General features: G+C 39.1%; 10 protein-coding genes. All 10 read left to right on the top strand.

Annotated elements, in window-relative coordinates:
• Positions 1-284: 284 nt before the first annotated feature.
• The 10 genes from sucD to ACUN24_RS25045 all read left to right on the top strand — a co-directional run bounded on the left by sucD (position 285) and on the right by ACUN24_RS25045 (position 18,039).
• Positions 285-1,157, top strand: coding sequence for a succinate--CoA ligase subunit alpha (gene sucD, locus ACUN24_RS25090; RefSeq protein WP_132400548.1), 873 nt, complete (start codon positions 285-287; stop codon positions 1,155-1,157).
• Positions 1,158-1,566: 409 nt separating this feature from the next.
• A complete protein-coding gene (locus ACUN24_RS25085) occupies positions 1,567-2,070 on the top strand; it encodes a methionine-R-sulfoxide reductase (RefSeq protein ID WP_445564966.1) in 504 nt (167 codons plus the stop codon).
• 550 nt (positions 2,071-2,620) lie between these two features.
• Positions 2,621-6,076 carry a DUF6443 domain-containing protein gene (locus ACUN24_RS25080; protein ID WP_445564965.1) on the top strand — a complete coding sequence of 1,152 codons (3,456 nt, stop codon included), beginning with the start codon at positions 2,621-2,623 and terminating at the stop codon, positions 6,074-6,076.
• A gap of 3 nt (positions 6,077-6,079) precedes the next feature.
• The gene (locus ACUN24_RS25075) at positions 6,080-6,562 is read left to right on the top strand and encodes a hypothetical protein (RefSeq protein ID WP_445564964.1); all 483 of its coding nucleotides are present in this window, start codon (positions 6,080-6,082) and stop codon (positions 6,560-6,562) included.
• Between the two features lie 179 nt (positions 6,563-6,741).
• Entirely contained in the window at positions 6,742-10,644 is a 3,903-nt protein-coding gene (locus ACUN24_RS25070; protein WP_445564963.1) for a DUF5977 domain-containing protein, read from the top strand.
• Between the two features lie 191 nt (positions 10,645-10,835).
• Positions 10,836-11,216, top strand: coding sequence for a septal ring lytic transglycosylase RlpA family protein (locus ACUN24_RS25065; protein ID WP_445564962.1), 381 nt, complete (start codon positions 10,836-10,838; stop codon positions 11,214-11,216).
• Positions 11,217-11,668: 452 nt separating this feature from the next.
• A complete protein-coding gene (locus ACUN24_RS25060; protein ID WP_121283622.1) occupies positions 11,669-12,640 on the top strand; it encodes a ribonucleoside-diphosphate reductase small subunit in 972 nt (323 codons plus the stop codon).
• A 150-nt stretch (positions 12,641-12,790) separates the two neighbouring features.
• Positions 12,791-15,175, top strand: a complete 2,385-nt coding sequence (locus tag ACUN24_RS25055; RefSeq protein ID WP_445564961.1) for a ribonucleoside-diphosphate reductase subunit alpha — start codon at positions 12,791-12,793, stop codon at positions 15,173-15,175.
• A 123-nt stretch (positions 15,176-15,298) separates the two neighbouring features.
• Positions 15,299-15,520: a cysteine-rich CWC family protein gene (locus tag ACUN24_RS25050; RefSeq protein ID WP_083505315.1), complete on the top strand. Its 222-nt coding sequence runs from the start codon at positions 15,299-15,301 to the stop codon at positions 15,518-15,520.
• Positions 15,521-16,071: 551 nt separating this feature from the next.
• A complete protein-coding gene (locus tag ACUN24_RS25045) occupies positions 16,072-18,039 on the top strand; it encodes an SPFH domain-containing protein (protein WP_445564960.1) in 1,968 nt (655 codons plus the stop codon).
• Positions 18,040-18,278 lie beyond the last annotated feature (239 nt).

The following is an 18,278-nucleotide window of genomic DNA, read 5'->3' as shown; positions in this document are numbered from 1 at the left end:
ATGCTTTTAGTCGCAGCAACCCTGAATTTGCTGTCATGCTGAGGTACGAAGCATCTGTTTCATCGGCTGCAGATGCTTCGTACCTCAGCATGACAGTGGTTAATTCTCGCCTCGTACTTTTAACTTTAGTCTCTCCGCTTTAGTCTTTAGTCTTTCCGCTTTGGTCTTTCTTCACCAAAGTAACGTTTCCTTACATTTTCCTGAAAAAACGGACTAAATAATATGGTTTTAGATTTGAATTCCAGTTCAATAATATTAGCTTTGCACAAAAAAAATATTGATACATGAGCGTTTTAGTAAATAAAGATTCTAAGGTTATCGTTCAGGGTTTTACCGGAAACGAAGGAACTTACCACGCTGAGCAGATGCTGGCCTATGGTACAAACGTAGTTGGTGGTGTAACGCCTGGCAAAGGTGGGCAATTGCATTTAGATAAGCCTGTTTTTAATACTGTTAAAGATGCCGTTGATCAAACGGGTGCAAATGTATCTATTATTTTTGTGCCACCAGCTTTTGCTGCTGATGCAATTATGGAAGCTGCCGAAGGTGGTATTAAAGTTATTGTTTGTATTACTGAAGGTATCCCAACTAAGGATATGATTCAGGTTAAAGAATATATTGCTGATCGCGATGTTACGCTTATCGGCCCTAACTGCCCGGGTGTAATTACTGCTGATGAAGCTAAAATTGGTATCATGCCAGGTTTTATCTTCAAAAAAGGTCATGTAGGTGTGGTTTCTAAATCGGGAACTTTAACTTATGAGGCGGTAGATCAGGTTGTTAAAGCTGGTTTAGGTATTACAACAGCTATCGGTATCGGTGGTGACCCAATTATCGGAACACCAACTGTAGAAGCAGTTAAATTATTAATGAACGATCCTGAAACTCATGGTATCATCATGATTGGTGAAATTGGTGGTGGAATGGAAGCAGAAGCTGCCCGTTGGATCAAAGAACATGGTACTAAACCAGTTGTTGGTTTCATCGCTGGTCAAACTGCGCCTCCAGGACGTAGAATGGGCCACGCTGGTGCTATTGTTGGTGGTGCCGATGATACTGCAGCGGCTAAAATGAAAATCATGCGTGAGTGTGGTATTCGTGTAGTAGAAAGTCCTGCTGAAATCGGCGCTGCAATGGCAGAAGAATTAGCAAAATAAGATTTAAAAATCTCTTTATAGAAAAGCGTTTCGATTAAGTTCGGAACGCTTTTTTTTGTTCTTTTTACCGCAAAGTTTGCGAAGAATACGTTCGACCACTAAGGCGCAAAGCACACCAAGTTAGTGTGTTACCATTTCCCACTTATGCCGTCATTCCCGCGCATGCGGGAATCTTAATGCCTTGGCTGAGCCCTAATTATAGAGTTAAAACTACTAGCCTCTCTTTTTCCTCTGCAGAGAAAGAACATGCTATCAAAACTTGGTCAATGATTGGGTTTCTGCACCTAAAACTGAAAACTCCCAACTGTCAACTCCAAACTAGAAAGACACATTTATCATTATTCTGTAAATAGAATGTGATTCTCTCAAACCAGCAAACCAAAACAGAATCTATAGCGTATATTGAGATATGAAAACGATGTTAAATAAACTATTTTTGCTTTCTGCTGTTGTTTTAATAACAGGTCTTTCAGCTTGCGCCCAAAAGCAAGATAAGAAAGAGGTAAAACAATCGAAGGAAACAGAACAAATCATACCAAAGAAGAAAATGAACTGGAATCCATTAACACCCGAAGAAGAAAGAGTAATTGTAAATAAAGGTACAGAATACCCTGGCACAGGCAAATACGAACACACAACAGATAAAGGAACTTATACCTGTAAACGTTGTAACGCGGCCTTATACCGTTCAGAAAGTAAGTTTGATGCACATTGCGGATGGCCTGCTTTTGATGACGAAATTAAAGGAGCGGTAAAGCGTATTCCTGATGCAGATGGTTCCCGTACAGAAATAGTTTGTGCCAATTGCGGCGCGCATCTTGGTCACGTATTTTTAGGAGAAGGATTTACCAATAAAGACACCCGTCATTGTGTAAATTCCATCTCAATGAATTTTGTGCCGGATCAAAAATAAGGTGGATGTAGAAGGGTTAGGTAGAGGCGTACGGCGACAAGCTGTACGCCTTTTTTTATCCAATGTTCAAGGTTGATTAATTTTTTCAATTGTGTTTATGTCAGAAAATTTTATATAATAGTAGTTTAGGTTCCATTTTGGCGCTAATCGGTAGAATTAGCATCTCAAAAGAAAAATATATTATTTGTTTGAATATTGGCTGAACGAAAATGTTTATATTTAACCGTCACATTTTTATTTCTGGTGAAATTAAAATGTGAAAATGGGACTGCTTTTCTGTATGTGGAAAAAAATTAGCGCCTCAATAGTGAAAATTAATATAATATAAAAAAATATTAAAAATTGTAATATTCTATGAAGTTGAATTATTAAATTATGTACAGACCGCTACTTACAGCATAAACTGTTAATTGGGATAATGAGTCAGGCCGATGCAATAGGGCAGGCCGCTTACTATAAATATAACAGTTTCCAAAGGCTGAAAGAAGTAAAAGATTAGAACAGCAATATTAAAAACAGACAGATTACCATATAAAAAATTAACGCCTCCATGAAACAACATCTAATATATTTCTGTGCTGCAGCACTGTTATTGCTCTGCAACCGCTCTTCTGCCCAAAAGGTTGTCTCGGTTTATAACGGGGAAAGCGAGATCAGCGCACCGTTGAGCGTAACGCTGACCGACGGTTTCCATACCACCGGGCCTGTACGTATTTTCACCACAGGACTAAGCTATATCAACTGTCAGCCCCTGGCCTCAACGCCAAGTACCAACCTGAACTTTATTCTTACCCGTACTTTTAAACAGCCCGGAGTTACAGAAGCTACCATTAACAACAACCGTAACGTATGCGATGAAAACCAAACCATCCAGTATTTTGATGGTTTGGGCAGGCCATTACAGACCATTCAGGTACAGGGTAGTCCTGGATTTAAGGATATTGTACAACCCATTACCTACGATGTTTTTGGACGTGAAAAATTCAGGTATCAACCTTATGCAGCGCAGACAGGCACTATAGGGAGTTTTCGTGATGCAGCAATTAGCGAACAGGCCAGTTTTTATAATGCTCCAACAGCCGGAATAAAGGCCACAGCCTTTCCATTTGCAGAAACCGTGTTTGAAGCCTCACCCCTTAACCGTGTACAACAACAGGGCGCACCCGGTGAAGCATGGCAGATTAGTGGTGGACATACCGTTAAGGAAGAATATAGCTCAAACCTTGAAAATGAGGTGAAGCTGTGGGCAATTAACAGTACCAATAATGGTGCGGAAGCAAGTGTTTACCAGCCGGTGAAACTGTACAAAACCACTAGCAGGGACGAAAACTGGATTCCAGGAGACCTGAAAGCCGGTACTACAGATGAGTTCAAGGACTTTGAAGGGCGGGTAGTGCTGAAACGGATCTGGGAAACCAATACCAAAAGCCTGTCTACCTACTATGTTTATGATGACCTTGGCAACCTGCGTTATGTGCTTCCCCCTGCGGTGAACGAGAACGGACAGGCAACATTAAACAGTTTTGATGAAACACAGCCGGTGTTCGATCAGTTTATCTATGGCTACCATTATGATAGCAACAAAAGACTGGTAGAGAAAAAGATTCCCGGGAAGGGCTGGGAGTTTATGGTATACAATAAACTCGATCAGGTGGTAATGAGCCAGGATGCCAACCAGCGTGGCAAAAGCCCACAGGAATGGAATTTTACCAAATATGATGCCTTTGGAAGGCCTGTGATGAATGGGCGATATATTGACGATCTGCATAATGGACAGTCAGTCACCAATTATAGATCTATTTTTCAGGGGATCGCAGACGCAACTGCTGCCTACGAAAAGCGTGATGTTGCAAATATACAGACCGGTTATAGTAATGATGCGATCCCACAGGGAGGTATCAGCGACTATTATGTGCTGAATTATTACGATGATTACGATTTTCCAGGCAATAGCTTTGGCCCGCCTACAGGGGGGCAGGCACTTAAAGAACGCACCAAAGATCTGCTAACAGGTAGCAAGGTAAAGAACCTGGGTAGCGGAACGATGCTGCTTACGGTAAACTATTACGACCTTGAAGGGCGTGTGGTACAGAGCAGGAGCAATCACCACCTGAACGGTACCGATGTAGTGGACAATACCTACAACTTTAGCGGTGAGCTTACTGCGAGTACCCGTACGCATACGGCAGGTAGTTCAACTACAACGATAGCCAACCGTTTCGAATACGACCACATGGGCCGTAAAATTGCCAGTTTTGAGAACATCAACAACCAGGGCGAGGTGGCATTGAACCATCTGGAATATAACGAGATCGGGCAACTGGCCAAAAAGAACCTGCATAACGATACCCAGGCTACTACTTTTGCCTATAACGAGCGTGGCTGGATGAAAAACAGTATATCCGATCAGTTCAGTATGAAGCTTGATTATGAAGACGGTGCTGCACAGGGCTATAACGGTAATATTACCAAACAATACTGGGCCTGGAATAATACGGCCAACCCAACGGCGAACATCTTTAACTATGGTTACGACAAACTGAACCGATTGGGAACAGCGGCCACGGTGGCCGGGGTATCTATGAGTGAAGCATTAACCTATGATGTAATGGGCAATATCGTGAGCCTTAACCGTGATGGTGCCGGTGCCAAAGTATATAATTATTACAATTCAGGGAACAGCAACAGGTTGCAGAGCGTAAGTGGTTTAACCACACAAAATTATGAGTACGATGCCAACGGTAATGCAACCAAGGATGGATTGAGCGGAATCAGTTTGACCTATAATTACCTTAACCTCCCGGCAACGGCAGTGCGTACCACAAGTACAGCTGTTAACCTATCATACACTTACGATGCTACAGGTAACAAACTGGCTAAAAATAGCAATGGTACGGTAAGGAATTATATTAACGGGATAGAATACAAGCCAGATGGCACCACTATTGATATTATCCATACCGAAGAAGGCATTGCAAGGAATAGTGGCGGTACATACAGTTATGAATATAATCTGGGCGACCATTTGGGCAATGTAAGGGCTACTTTTAAGCTAAGTCCTTTGCCACCATATGGACTGGAAGTAATTCAGCGAGATGATTACTATGCCTTTGGATTAAGGAAAACAGGATCTCCAAATTCGAATACAAATAAATATCTTTACAATGGAAAGGAACTACAAGAGGAGCTAGAGCAGTATGATTATGGAGCAAGGTTCTATGATCCAGTTATTGGAAGATGGAACGTTGTGGATCCATACGCGAGCCATTATGATAATTTGTCTCCATATAATTATGGATTAAACAATCCGATAGTGAACATTGATCCCAATGGGATGTGGACGCAAACGACAACAGGATGGACTTCCGATAATGACCAAGAAGCTAAAGATTATTTTATAGCATTACAGAGAGCTATGGAAAATGGGGGGACGGTCAGATATCAAGATGGTGATGGGAGCGACAATGAAGCTTTCCGTATGATGAGTGGTGGAGAAAAGTTATTGGTTCAAGTATTTTACAATAGTAGTGGAACTGCCGCAAAAGCGAGGGGAGAGGAGAATGCTAAGGCCGGACTGGCTGCAGGGGTATTGACATTAAGTTCAAATCCAGAATTAGGTGAACTGATAGCACCAGCAGGTGCTGCATTAGTAACCTGGTTCGCATTTGAGTATTTTAAAGAATACCCACTTCATGGTGAAGATATTCATATACCAAACCAGTATAACACAGCTGATAATTATACAGTAGATAATGCTGCTACACCACGAAAAAAGAAAGCTAAGCAGCACAGAAAAGATTGGGAAGAAGGGGAAGGTAAACCTTGGCCTAAAGAGCCTGGAGATTCGACAAAGAATCAGCATGCACACCATCCGATACCATTATCTGAAGGAGGGCTTGATGGTTATCCCAACATAGTCCCTTTGCCTGCAGCAGATCATAGAAATCACCACAGAGAAAATGGAGATTTCGCAAAATGGGGTAAAATGGGTAAAAAAAAGAAATAGATTATGAAATATCCAATCAATATAAATCGGTTAGGTAAGAAGTTAGAGTTTATTGATGAAGTTCTTCAGCAAAAGGAATATGCTAGTAACTATTTGAATAAATTTCGATGGTGTGAACGAATTATAGACTGTAATTTATACCTCAATTTCGGTAAAATTCTATGCATTTTTCTTTTTGAAATTGAAAATGCAAGTAGCCCTGAAGATAACTTTATATGGGTTGTTGTAGGAGACGTACCATCTATGTATATGGATGTTTATGGGCCAAAATCCACCCGAGAGGTTTTGGAGGTGTATGTTAATTTATCCAGAGATTGGATTGACGCGATCGAAAAGGGAGAGGGTATTGAGAAATGTTTTCCTTTTGATAATGATCCTAGTCTAGAATTGGCCGGAATGCTGAAGAGTAGGGTAGATAGAATAGAGTTTTCAATAATTCCTGATATTGAAGATATAAGTCTTCCTGAGCCATTATTCTCATTGTGAGATGTGAGGAATGGCTCATACCGGTTTTAGCGTAAGCATAGAAAAATCATCAGAATAATTTGGATGATGTATTTAAAGTATTAATTTTCATCCAATGTTAAAGATGCTCGATTAAGCTTAAGGATATATCAATAAAAAAATAATAACGATTATAACAGAATAACCACAATATTTTAACCATGATAAAGACTCTCTCGCCTACTTTAAAAACAAATATCTGCTATCGTTTAATACTAGCATTATTTTTCATCATATTGATAAAGGGGAATCTTAATGCTCAAGACAAGAAAGAAGAGTACACCCGTAATTTAAGTATACAATCCCCCACGGCTTTTGCGTTTAGCAAAATTGATAATATCCCGATGAATAATTTTACGGGCATGGCAAGTATTAATTTGCCTTTGTATGAGAAAAAGATGTCTGTTTTGAATTTTAATATGGCGCTTACTTATACAGGAGGTGGTGGATTAAAAGCAGGTACAGGAAGTTCAACAATGGGTAAAGGATGGTTACTTCATACAGGTGGGACTATTATTAGGCATACAAGGGGCGTTCCGGACGATTTCCAATCTAATACACCATATAATGGATCAGTAAACACGAAATTTAATGGTCTATTATATAATAGTGTAAGTTATAAGCCTGATGGAGTTACAAGAATACCCTTAAATGACCCAGTATCTAATCAGGCCTTAGGGTATGGAGATTCGGAACATGATGTGTTTGAGTTTAATATTCCCGGAAAATCGGGCAAATTTTATATTGGCAAAGACAAGCAGGTAATTATAGTAACTGATAGTAAAGTGAAAATTATTCCTGATTTTACCAATAGTGCAATACCTGAATTTAAATTGGGTTCGTTCCTGATCATTGATGAAGCAGGTATTAAGTATTCTTTTAACCAGACTGAAGTAACAAGCCCTAATTCTTCAAACATGGAGTGGGAGGCTCAAAATAAGCAATATCCAACATCGTGGCTACTCACTAAAATGGAAGCCCCTTTTGGCGAAGAAAGTATAACATACGAATATATAAGGCGAGGGGGACTTGTTGCTGGCGCACCGTTAAATAGCGTATATGTAAGAAGATCTGATATACCATTAGATGATTATCCAAGTGTTGGTGGAGTAGGAGTATTGGGGGCGAATATTAAGCGTATTGTTTTTTCAGATCAGAGCAAGATCAATTTCAAATATTTCTTGGATGATAGCGATCCTTATCCGACTAATGTTCCCCTTTTGAAGTCAATTGAAATCATTAATTCTGAGCAAACAATGGTTAGGTCATATAATATGACGTATAAGACTTGGAGAAGCAATAAATCTTATTATACCAATACTGTGCGCGAAACAAAAAATGATAATATATTTTCTGCAAATGCAAATAATTATTTAAATCATATTAATCTTATTGGGGCTAACCATAGCCAAACCATGTATGCGTTTGATTATTTTTTAGATCAAAACTTAAATGAGGAATCTGTGCCGAATGGATATGATTTTTGGGGTTATTATAATGGTAAAAATAATGCCCATCCTTATCTGGTCTCAACCGTATTTGGACCACCAGCCGATAGAAATCCAGATTTAAATTATGCAAAATTAGGATTAATAAAGAAAATTGTCTACCCAACTGGGGGATCTGAAGAATTTGAATATGAGCTAAATGATAAACAAGGTACAAACAATAAAATTATTGTAGCCGGGTTACGCATAAAAAAACGGATACTGCACGATGGAATAAATGCACAAAACGATATGATAAAAGAATATCGGTATATAGAAACCGATGGATTATCTTCGGGTTTTTTGGGCGAACAACCAGAATTTACTTTTGTTCAAAATACTTATTACGATGACGGCGGGTGGCCTTCTAATCCACATGTATATTATACCACTACAACTTCTTATGCCTATCCAGTTAATCCCTTATCCAGCATTAACGGCAGTTTTGCAGGCTACCGTAGGGTAGAAGAACTACTTCAGAATGGTAATAAAAGTAATGGTAAAATTGTTTACGAATATTCTGATTTGAGTTATACAACGCTTTGGTCTCCGCAAGATTACCATCCTTATCGTCCAGTTGATAGACCCTATTGGGCTATTGGATTGCCTTTAAAAACAACTTATTTTTCTTCGTTAGGTGCCATTGTGAAGCAAACTATAAATGAATATGATATATTCCAGCAGCAAAAGATTGATGATAATTATAGATCATTAGCCATATCTTCGGTTGGAGAAGTACATGTTTGGTTACAAAATGGAAGTCCTGACCCAAATTTACTTAGGTACATTTATAAATTTAGAAATTATTATCCAATTATAGGAAGAGCGGAATTAAAGACCACTCATGAGTATAATTACCCATCTATTGCAGGCTCAACCGTTCCTCAATTACAGTCAACATACAATACATATGATGCAAATTATTTTCTTCTTAGAACATCCTCGAAGCCAAACTCCAATGGTGATATGGTAAAAAAATATTTTTATTATCCTTTTGACTATAATCTTGGTGCTTCCTCATTTACAACTAAACTGATTGACAATAATATAATTAATAAGCCCATACTAACTGAAACATGGTTAAATAAAGCTTCTAGTAATTATTTAACACAAGCAGATTTAATAGAATATCAAATACTAAATGTTGGTACGGTTAGGCCTTTAAAAGCTTATACAGCTCGTCTTGCACTACCCTTATTGGGAGCGGCAGGCACTACATTTTCAAATTCTGTTTTATTACCTCCCAATTATAATTTTAAACGGGTTTTAACATTTAACATTTATGATGATAAGAGTAGGCTTGTCGAGTTTGAAAACCAGGGAGGTATAAAAACAGCTGTTATTTTAGATAAATCAGGGAATGTTTTAGCAAAAGCAGATAATGCATTGTTTAGCTCAATTGCCTATACTGGATTTGAGACCGATGATTTAGGTAATTGGACTTATGTCTCAAGTGGCGTTTCATCCTCATCAAGTAAATCGGGGTCAAAAAGTTATAACGGATCTATAAGTAAGGATAATTTATTATTAGGAAATTACATTGTGAGTTTATGGGCAAAAGGAAATGGTACGATAACCGTAAATAACATAAGTACACCCATTAATAGTAATTGGAGTTTATACAAGTGGGATTTAAACGGTATTAGTTCAGTAAGTATTAATACCAACAATAATTTAATTGATCAGGTAGCCCTTAGCCCGCAAGGTGTGCAAATGACAGTTGCCAATTATAACAAGACGAATAATATAGAAAATACTGTAGATGTTAAGGGGAACGCCAGCTATTTTGAATATGATGAGTTTTCCCGTCTTATAAATATTAAAGATCAGAATGGAAATGGCGTAAAAAATTATGCTTATCAATTTAAACCTCCTTTTTTAAGCATTTCACAGTCTGGTAGTTTTATAAATACTTGTCCAGTTATTCCTGGGGAAGGTCCTTACACACCTGGTCCCCCTGTAACTTATACCATTCCTGCTGGTAAGTATAGCTCTATAATCTCTCAGGAAGATGCCGATGCACAAGCTTGGAGTGATGTGCATGGAGGTAATGGGCAAACTTATGCCAATGCAAATGGTACATGTAATAAGGTATATTACAATACTGATTTTAATAAATGGTTTACAAGGAATAATTGCCCGGCAAATACAACTACATACGGGGTAAATTACCGAGTTCCGGCTAAAACAGTCAGTTCAATTATCTCTCAGGAAGATGCTGATGCCCAAGCTCAAGCATATGCTGACGCTAACGGACAGGCGTATGCAAATGCTAATGGTCTTTGTGCCCCCAACGTAACGGTTACGTTCAGCAATTCGACCTCGGATAGTTTCGGGGTGAGTTTTTCAAGAAGCGACGGATACCAAAAATCTTTTCAATGCAACCCTGGCTCTTCCTCATTGGTATTGCCTGGAGGGATTTATAGCGTCTATATCAGCGTTATAAATGCACCTAATTCACGTAGAATATACATAGGTAGTAGAAGTGCTATTGAAGGGACTTATGCAAGTTTTACCAATGTCAATATCAGTAGTGGAACAGGTAGTCAATATGAAAATAGCATTGGAATGTATTAAATTGATTATAGTCCATTAACCCGAATTTTGTGCCGGATCAAAAATAAGGTGGATGTAGAAGGGTTAGGTAGAGGCGTACGGCGACAAGCTGTACGCCTTTTTTGATGCACAAAACCAGGCTGTTTTTCCACAAATTATTGATTATAAACTAAATGCTTATATTTGCAGGCTCGATAAAGAAAATTTAGCCTATGAAGTATCTGCTGTTATTAAGTTTTTGTTTCCTGTTTTTACAAGGTAAAGCACAAGATTCTGGTTCATCAAACGAACCTGATAGTATCAAAAAAACAGTTCTCGCTACTTATTATCACAGAAAATTTGAAGGCCGCCGCACCACCAGTGGCGCCAAATACCGGGCAAAAAAGCTAACGGCTGCCCACCGCACGCTTCCATTCGGTACCATGATTACAGTAACCAATCCTGATAATGGAAAATCGGTAGTAGTAAAGGTAAATGACCGTGGTCCTTTCTCGAAAAGATTGGCCATAGATTTGTCTGAACGTGCTGCCAAACAGATTGGTATCTATAGCAAAGGTATAGCGAAAGTAAGCCTCAGTTATACAGTTGAATAATACTCCTTTTAGCTCTTTTTAAGGCTTAAAATACTCCTCAAATTTAAGTTATTAACACTCATTTTGGTTTGCTAAACCCTTGAAAAGAAACGATTAGCTTTTTTTTCGCTTGAAAATGATATTTGACTGATCGTTTTTCCCCATCAATTGGGTGAGGTGTTAACAACTTTGGTTCACAAAAAAGGGCCACGGTATATATATTTGTTATAACAAAGTTCTTTAACTTCTTGCGCTTGAAAACAAATATAAAAGCTTAGTTTTTAGTAATTTAGACGTACATCGCTCTGGTTACAATTTTAAATTTTCCTAACTAAAATCTCAGTTGTTTGTCAGGTAATAGGGTTAGCACTTTCACAACAGCGTTTTGATAAAAGACTTTACAATCATCATATAAAATTGATGAATGCGTGTCTTCGTCGGCTCTGTTAAAATAGAATTAAAAATATCAGCGTATGGAACAGGAATTATTACTACAAGAAAACAAAGACAGATTTGTGCTTTTGCCTATTAAGTATCCGGCAATCTGGGAAATGTATAAAAAGACCGAAGCTAGTTTTTGGACAGCAGAAGAGATTGATCTTTCTGACGACCAGAAACACTGGGACAATTTAAATGATGGCGAAAGACATTTCATTTCGCACATCCTTGCTTTCTTTTCTGCTAGTGATGGTATCGTAAACGAAAATCTTGCTGTAAACTTCATGAGTGAGGTTCAATTGCCGGAAGCACGTTGTTTTTACGGTTTCCAGATTATGATGGAAAACATCCATGCTGAAACCTATGCCCTGTTAATCGATACTTATATTAAAGATCCTGAAGAAAAAGACCGTTTGTTCCATGCTATTGATACCGTACCTGCGGTAAAAAGAAAAGCAGAATGGGCTTTACGCTGGATCGAAAACGGAACTTTTGCCGAACGTTTAGTGGCATTTGCTGCAGTTGAAGGTATTTTCTTCAGCGGAAGTTTCTGCTCTATTTTTTGGTTAAAGAAACGTGGCTTAATGCCTGGATTAACTTTCAGTAATGAGCTGATCTCAAGAGACGAAGGTTCACACTGCGAATTTGCGTGTTTATTATACAGCATGTTGAGCAATAAGCTCAGCGAAGAACAGGTGCATGGCATCATCAGCGATGCGGTAGAAATTGAAAAAGAATTTATTACTGATGCCTTACCGGTTGCTTTGATTGGTATGAATGCAAAATTAATGAGCCAGTATATCGAATTTGTAGCCGACAGATGGTTACAGGAGCTTGGTTACAAAAAAATCTACCATGCAACTAATCCATTCGATTTTATGGAAATGATTTCATTACAGGGTAAAACCAACTTCTTCGAAAAACGTGTAGGCGATTATCAGAAAAGTGGTGTATTAACCTCTGCTGATAATAATAAACAAGCGTTTTCATTAGACGAAGACTTTTAAGGTAGAGGGTTAAAGGTAGAAGGCGGAAGGTTTTAATCTTGATACCTGATACTCATTACTTGATACTAATAATAACAAAATATAAAGTGATCATTAAGTCTTGATACTTAAGACTCGCTAGTAAATATTAACTAAAAAATCTCATAAAATATGTTCGTACTAAAAAGAGATGGCCGCAAAGAAGCGGTGCAATTTGACAAAATCACAGCCCGCATTCAAAAGTTGTGCTATAGTTTAAATTCAGACCTTGTAGACCCGATCGATGTGGCCAAAAAGGTAATCGAAGGTTTATATGATGGGGTTACTACATCAGAGCTTGATAACCTTGCTGCAGAAACGGCTGCATCGTTAACTACAAAGCACCCTGATTATGCGCTGCTGGCATCGCGTATAGCGGTTTCGAACCTGCATAAAAACACCACTAAATCATTCTCGGGTACGATGAAAATGTTGTACGAATATTTCGACCCGAAAGCACAGAAAGCGGCTCCGCTTATTGCTGATGATGTTTTTGAGATTATAGAAAAAAACAAGGATATTTTAGATAGTTCCATCATTTACGATCGCGATTTCGGTTTCGATTATTTCGGTTTCAAAACGTTAGAAAAATCTTACCTTTTAAAAGTTAACGGTCAGATTGTAGAGCGCCCGCAACATTTGTTTATGCGTGTTTCCGTTGGTATCCACAAAGAAGATATCGAAAGTGCTATCAAAACCTATAACTTAATGAGCGAGCGTTGGTTTACACATGCTACACCAACTTTGTTCAATGCCGCTACACCAAAACCTCAAATGTCTTCATGTTTCTTGTTAACCATGCAGGATGACAGTATTGAAGGTATCTACGATACATTAAAACAAACCGCTAAAATTTCGCAAAGTGCTGGTGGTATTGGTTTAAGCATCCACAATATCCGTGCAACAGGTTCGTACATTGGTGGTACAAACGGTACAAGTAACGGTATCATCCCAATGTTACGTGTATTTAACGATACTGCCCGTTATGTAGATCAGGGTGGAGGTAAACGTAAAGGTGCTTTCGCAATCTATCTAGAGCCTTGGCATGCTGATGTTTTCGAATTCTTAGACTTACGTAAAAACCACGGTAAAGAAGAAATGCGTGCGCGCGATTTGTTCTATGCCCTTTGGATTAACGATTTGTTTATGCAACGTGTTAAAGATAATGGCGAATGGACGTTATTCTGCCCGCACGAAGCACCAGGTTTAGCAGATTGTTTCGGTAAGGAATTCGAAGATTTATATACTAAATATGAAGCTGAAAACCGTGGTCGTAAAACCATTAAAGCTCAGGAACTTTGGTTTGCAATCTTAGATTCGCAGATCGAAACCGGTACCCCTTACATGTTGTTTAAAGATGCTGCAAACAGTAAATCTAATCAGCAGAATTTAGGAACCATTAAAAGTTCTAACCTATGTACCGAAATTATCGAGTACACTTCTAAAGATGAAGTTGCTGTTTGTAACTTAGCTTCTTTGGCTTTGCCTCGTTTTGTAATCAACGGTGCTTTCGATCACCAAAAATTATACGATGTAACTTATCAGGCTACTTTAAACCTGAACAAAATCATCGATCATAACTATTATCCTGTACAGGAAGCAGAAAATTCAAACATGCGTCACCGTCCGGTTGGTTTAGGTGTACAAGGTTTGGCTGATGCCTTTATCTTAATGCGTTTACCTTTCGAAAGTGATGAGGCTAAACGGTTAAACAAAGACATTTTCGAAACGATTTATTTCGCTTCAATGACGGCTTCACACGATTTAGCTGTGAAAAATGGTCCTTACCAAACTTTTAAAGGTTCTCCGTTATCGAAAGGTAAATTCCAGTTCGATTTATGGAATGTAACACCAGATAGCGGTCGTTGGGATTGGGATGCATTACGCAAAAAAGTAGTTAAAGATGGTGTGTACAACTCATTATTGGTTGCACCAATGCCGACTGCTTCTACTTCACAGATTTTGGGTAACAACGAATGTTTCGAGCCATATACTTCAAATATTTACACCCGTCGTGTATTAAGTGGAGAGTTCGTAGTGGTAAACAAACACTTATTGAAAGATTTAGTAGCGTTAGGTTTGTGGAATAACGATATGAAAAATCAGATCATATTGGCTAACGGTTCAATCCAGGCTATTGATACGATTCCTGATTATATTAAAGAATTGTACAAAACCGTTTGGGAAATCAAGATGCGTAACATCATCGATATGGCTGCCGACCGCGGTGCTTATATCTGTCAATCGCAATCGTTAAACTTGTTCGTAAATGCACCAAATACATCAAAATTAACTTCAATGCACTTTTACGCATGGGAGAAAGGTTTAAAAACTGGTATGTATTACCTACGTACACAAGCAGCTTCGCAAGCGGTTAAATTTACAGTAGAAAACCAAGGTGGTAAAGCAATTGAAGCAGTTATTCCTGCTGAAATGACACAAGATCAGGTGGCTGAAGAAATCGTTGACGGACCAGTTTGTTCAATGGAAGAAGGCTGTATCAGCTGCTCTGGATAAACCCCTAAATCCCCTAAAGTGGGCTTTTAAGAATCTAATAATATCGTAAGGTTTTGGGCAAACGCTCAAAACCTTATTTTTTGTCCTTACTTTTGTATCATAATAGGTTAAACCTTACCCCTTATGCCTTCAACCTTGAAACATAGCAAACACGAAATCATTCCTTGCGAGCGATGTAACAGTGCTATTGAGTGCAAGGCAAATTCATATACCAAGTGCCAGTGTAGTGTGGTGCAGCTTAGTATTAACGAAGTACAGTATATCTCCGAACTGTATGATGGCTGTCTGTGTGCCAAATGTTTATTCGAATTACAACAGGAGTATAGAGAAGAGATTGGCGTGTAAAAATTGTGATTTTCGTATCTTTTTCGTTAAAATCATTTGAAAAGCAGGTTCCTGTATTTTTAGGTTGGTTCCGGTCCCGCTTTTTCTTCTGCCCCGATGAAAAATCGTGGGCATTCTTGCAATCGGGTTTAGTTAACCTGGGTTCTGCTCTTTTTTGGGAACACATTATCTCAGGTCACTTGTATTTAAATAAATCACTAAAACTGATTCATTGGTGTATCCCAATTCGGTCAATTGTATAGGTCTAAAAAAGGACAGCTTTTCTATAGTAATTGTTAATTATACATTTAAAATTCCCCCAAGTATTCAATAAAACCTAAAACGTTAGTTTTTATGGTTTATAAGAGTTGAGACAGGGTATTCCTGGAAATGTCATCTGCAGATGGTACTCTTGCGAAAATCGATCCTGAGTCATCTTTGAAGCCTTAAAGCCAATAAAAAATAGTTTAAAAATAAGTGTTAAAAATGGTAACAAAGCACGCCGTTTGATATCTATATCGTGCTTGATAAATGGTTTATCAGGTTAAAAAAATAGAAAAATACAAAACATTATGGAAGCGCTCATTTCTAATTACTGGTGGGTTTTAGTGGCACTGTTGTGCATCGTTTTATACAAATATATTTTACGTTTCCTATTCGGGATGGTCATCGTACCTGAAGACAGGATCGGCTTGATTACCAAAAAATTCGTGCTCTTCGGTTCCGACCGGGAGCTGCCCGATGGCCGCATCATCGCGGTTAAAGGAGAAGCTGGTTTCCAGGGAAAAACACTTGCGCCAGGATTGTATTTCGGAATGTGGTTCTGGCAGTACAGCGTAACCATGGAACAGTTTACCATCATTCCTGAAGGAAAAATCGGACTGATTATGGCCAAAGATGGTTCGGAAATCCCGACTGGAAATATCCTCGGGCAGCGGGTAGAATCTGATAATTTTCAGGATGCCGTGAAATTTCTTGATAATGGTGGTCAGCGAGGCCGGCAAACCTCTTATATTACCTCAGGTTCCTATCGTATCAATACGATGTTGTTCCAGGTTTCGGTTACCGAAATGATCCGCATTCAGGAAAGCATGGTGGGCATTGTAACCACTCTGGACGGTTTACCGATTGAGGCCAATCAGATTGCGGGCAAGCTTGTTGATGGCCACAACAATTTTCAGGATTTTGATGCCTTTATAAAACAAGGCGGTAACCGTGGGTTGCAGCCTCAGGTAATCCTGGCAGGATCTTACAACCTTAATCCATGGGCAATCCAGTTGGAGGAAATCCCGATGACCGAAATTGCAATCGGTTATGTTGGCGTTGTGATCTCCTTTATTGGTACAGATGGTAACGACTTAACCGGTGCAGACTTTAAACATGGTAACATTGTTGGCAAAGGCTCAAAAGGTGTTTGGCTGGAGCCGCTTGGTCCGGGTAAATATCCGATTAACAAATACATTATGAAGGTAGAGCTGGTACCCACAACCAATTTGGTATTAAACTGGGCATCGGCACGTAGTGAGGCGCACAACCTGGACAAAAATCTCTCAACTATTACCGTACGTTCTAAAGATGGTTTCCCCTTTAATTTAGATGTTGCGCAGATTATCCACGTACCAACTACAGAAGCCCCTAAAGTAATTGCCCGTTTTGGTAATATGGTGAACCTGGTTTCGCAGGTTTTAGAGCCTACAATTGGTAACTATTTCCGTAACTCGGCACAGGGCAGTGATGTGATTGCTTTCCTGAGTACACGTAAAGAGCGCCAGGAATCGGCAAAGGAACATATCCGTAAAGTGCTTGATGAGTATAATGTAAATGCGGTTGATACACTAATCGGTGACATTGTTCCGCCAGAATCGTTAATGAAAACCTTAACCGACCGTAAAATTGCGGAAGAGCAAAAGGTGACTTACGAAACCCAAAAACAGGCACAGGAAACGCGTCAGGGGATGGAGAAAGAAACTGCCATCGCAGATATGCAGAAAGATATTGTGAAAGCACAACAAAGTGTAGAAATTGCCGAACGTACCGCAAGTGCAACGGTAAAAAAATCAGAAGGTGATGCGGCTGGTGTAAAACTTGCAGTAGGAGCAGAGGCAGAGGCCACTAAAATGAGGGCGCATGCCGAAGCTGAAGCCACCAAAGCAAGAGCACAAGCTGATTCTGAAGCGATTAAGTTAAGGGCATCGGCAGAGGCCGAACAGATTTCGTTAACCGGTAGTGCAGAAGCAGGTAAAATTCTGGCTGTAGGTAAATCAACTGCCGAAGCTTACGAACTTGCGGTGAAAGCTTTGGGTGGCGAAAACTTTACCCGTTATAAAATTACCGAAGAGTTATCGAAAGGTAATGTGAAACTGATCCCTGATGTACTGATTGGTGGTAATGGTGGTAATCATGGAGGATCAGCGATGGATGGCTTATTAGGCTTGAAACTGATGGAATTAATGGATCCTCAGGCACGTAAAGAAGTGGTAGCGGTTGCAGAAATTGTAGAAACAAAACCAAAACCTAAAAAGGATAATATTAATCCATAATTTAGTTTAATCAGATTGGAAAGCCTCGATGGAAATCGGGGCTTTTTCTTTTTATTAGTTAATGATCCTGGTTGGTGCTTTGTCGGTTGGTGGGTTATCGTTAATAGTTGCAATAACCATGCTATCTAAACGGGATAGAAATGGCAGCCTCCGATTTAAGCACTTATCTTTGTTGTTTTATGGCGTGCTTGCTTGTTTCACAGGTTTCATCGGAGCTATAATGGATAGCCCGACTGACA

It is taken from the genome of Pedobacter sp. WC2501 (assembly GCF_052682415.1).
This window is presented reverse-complemented; position numbering and strand designations above follow the sequence as displayed.

Bases quoted from the DNA above. Each gene is read 5' to 3' on its own strand.
- sucD (WP_132400548.1), top strand. From the start codon at position 285: ATGAGCGTTTTAGTAAATAAAGATTCTAAGGTTATCGTTCAGGGTTTT.
- ACUN24_RS25085 (WP_445564966.1), top strand. From the start codon at position 1,567: ATGAAAACGATGTTAAATAAACTATTTTTGCTTTCTGCTGTTGTTTTA.
- ACUN24_RS25080 (WP_445564965.1), top strand. From the start codon at position 2,621: ATGAAACAACATCTAATATATTTCTGTGCTGCAGCACTGTTATTGCTC.
- ACUN24_RS25075 (WP_445564964.1), top strand. From the start codon at position 6,080: ATGAAATATCCAATCAATATAAATCGGTTAGGTAAGAAGTTAGAGTTT.
- ACUN24_RS25070 (WP_445564963.1), top strand. From the start codon at position 6,742: ATGATAAAGACTCTCTCGCCTACTTTAAAAACAAATATCTGCTATCGT.
- ACUN24_RS25065 (WP_445564962.1), top strand. From the start codon at position 10,836: ATGAAGTATCTGCTGTTATTAAGTTTTTGTTTCCTGTTTTTACAAGGT.
- ACUN24_RS25060 (WP_121283622.1), top strand. From the start codon at position 11,669: ATGGAACAGGAATTATTACTACAAGAAAACAAAGACAGATTTGTGCTT.
- ACUN24_RS25055 (WP_445564961.1), top strand. From the start codon at position 12,791: ATGTTCGTACTAAAAAGAGATGGCCGCAAAGAAGCGGTGCAATTTGAC.
- ACUN24_RS25050 (WP_083505315.1), top strand. From the start codon at position 15,299: ATGCCTTCAACCTTGAAACATAGCAAACACGAAATCATTCCTTGCGAG.
- ACUN24_RS25045 (WP_445564960.1), top strand. From the start codon at position 16,072: ATGGAAGCGCTCATTTCTAATTACTGGTGGGTTTTAGTGGCACTGTTG.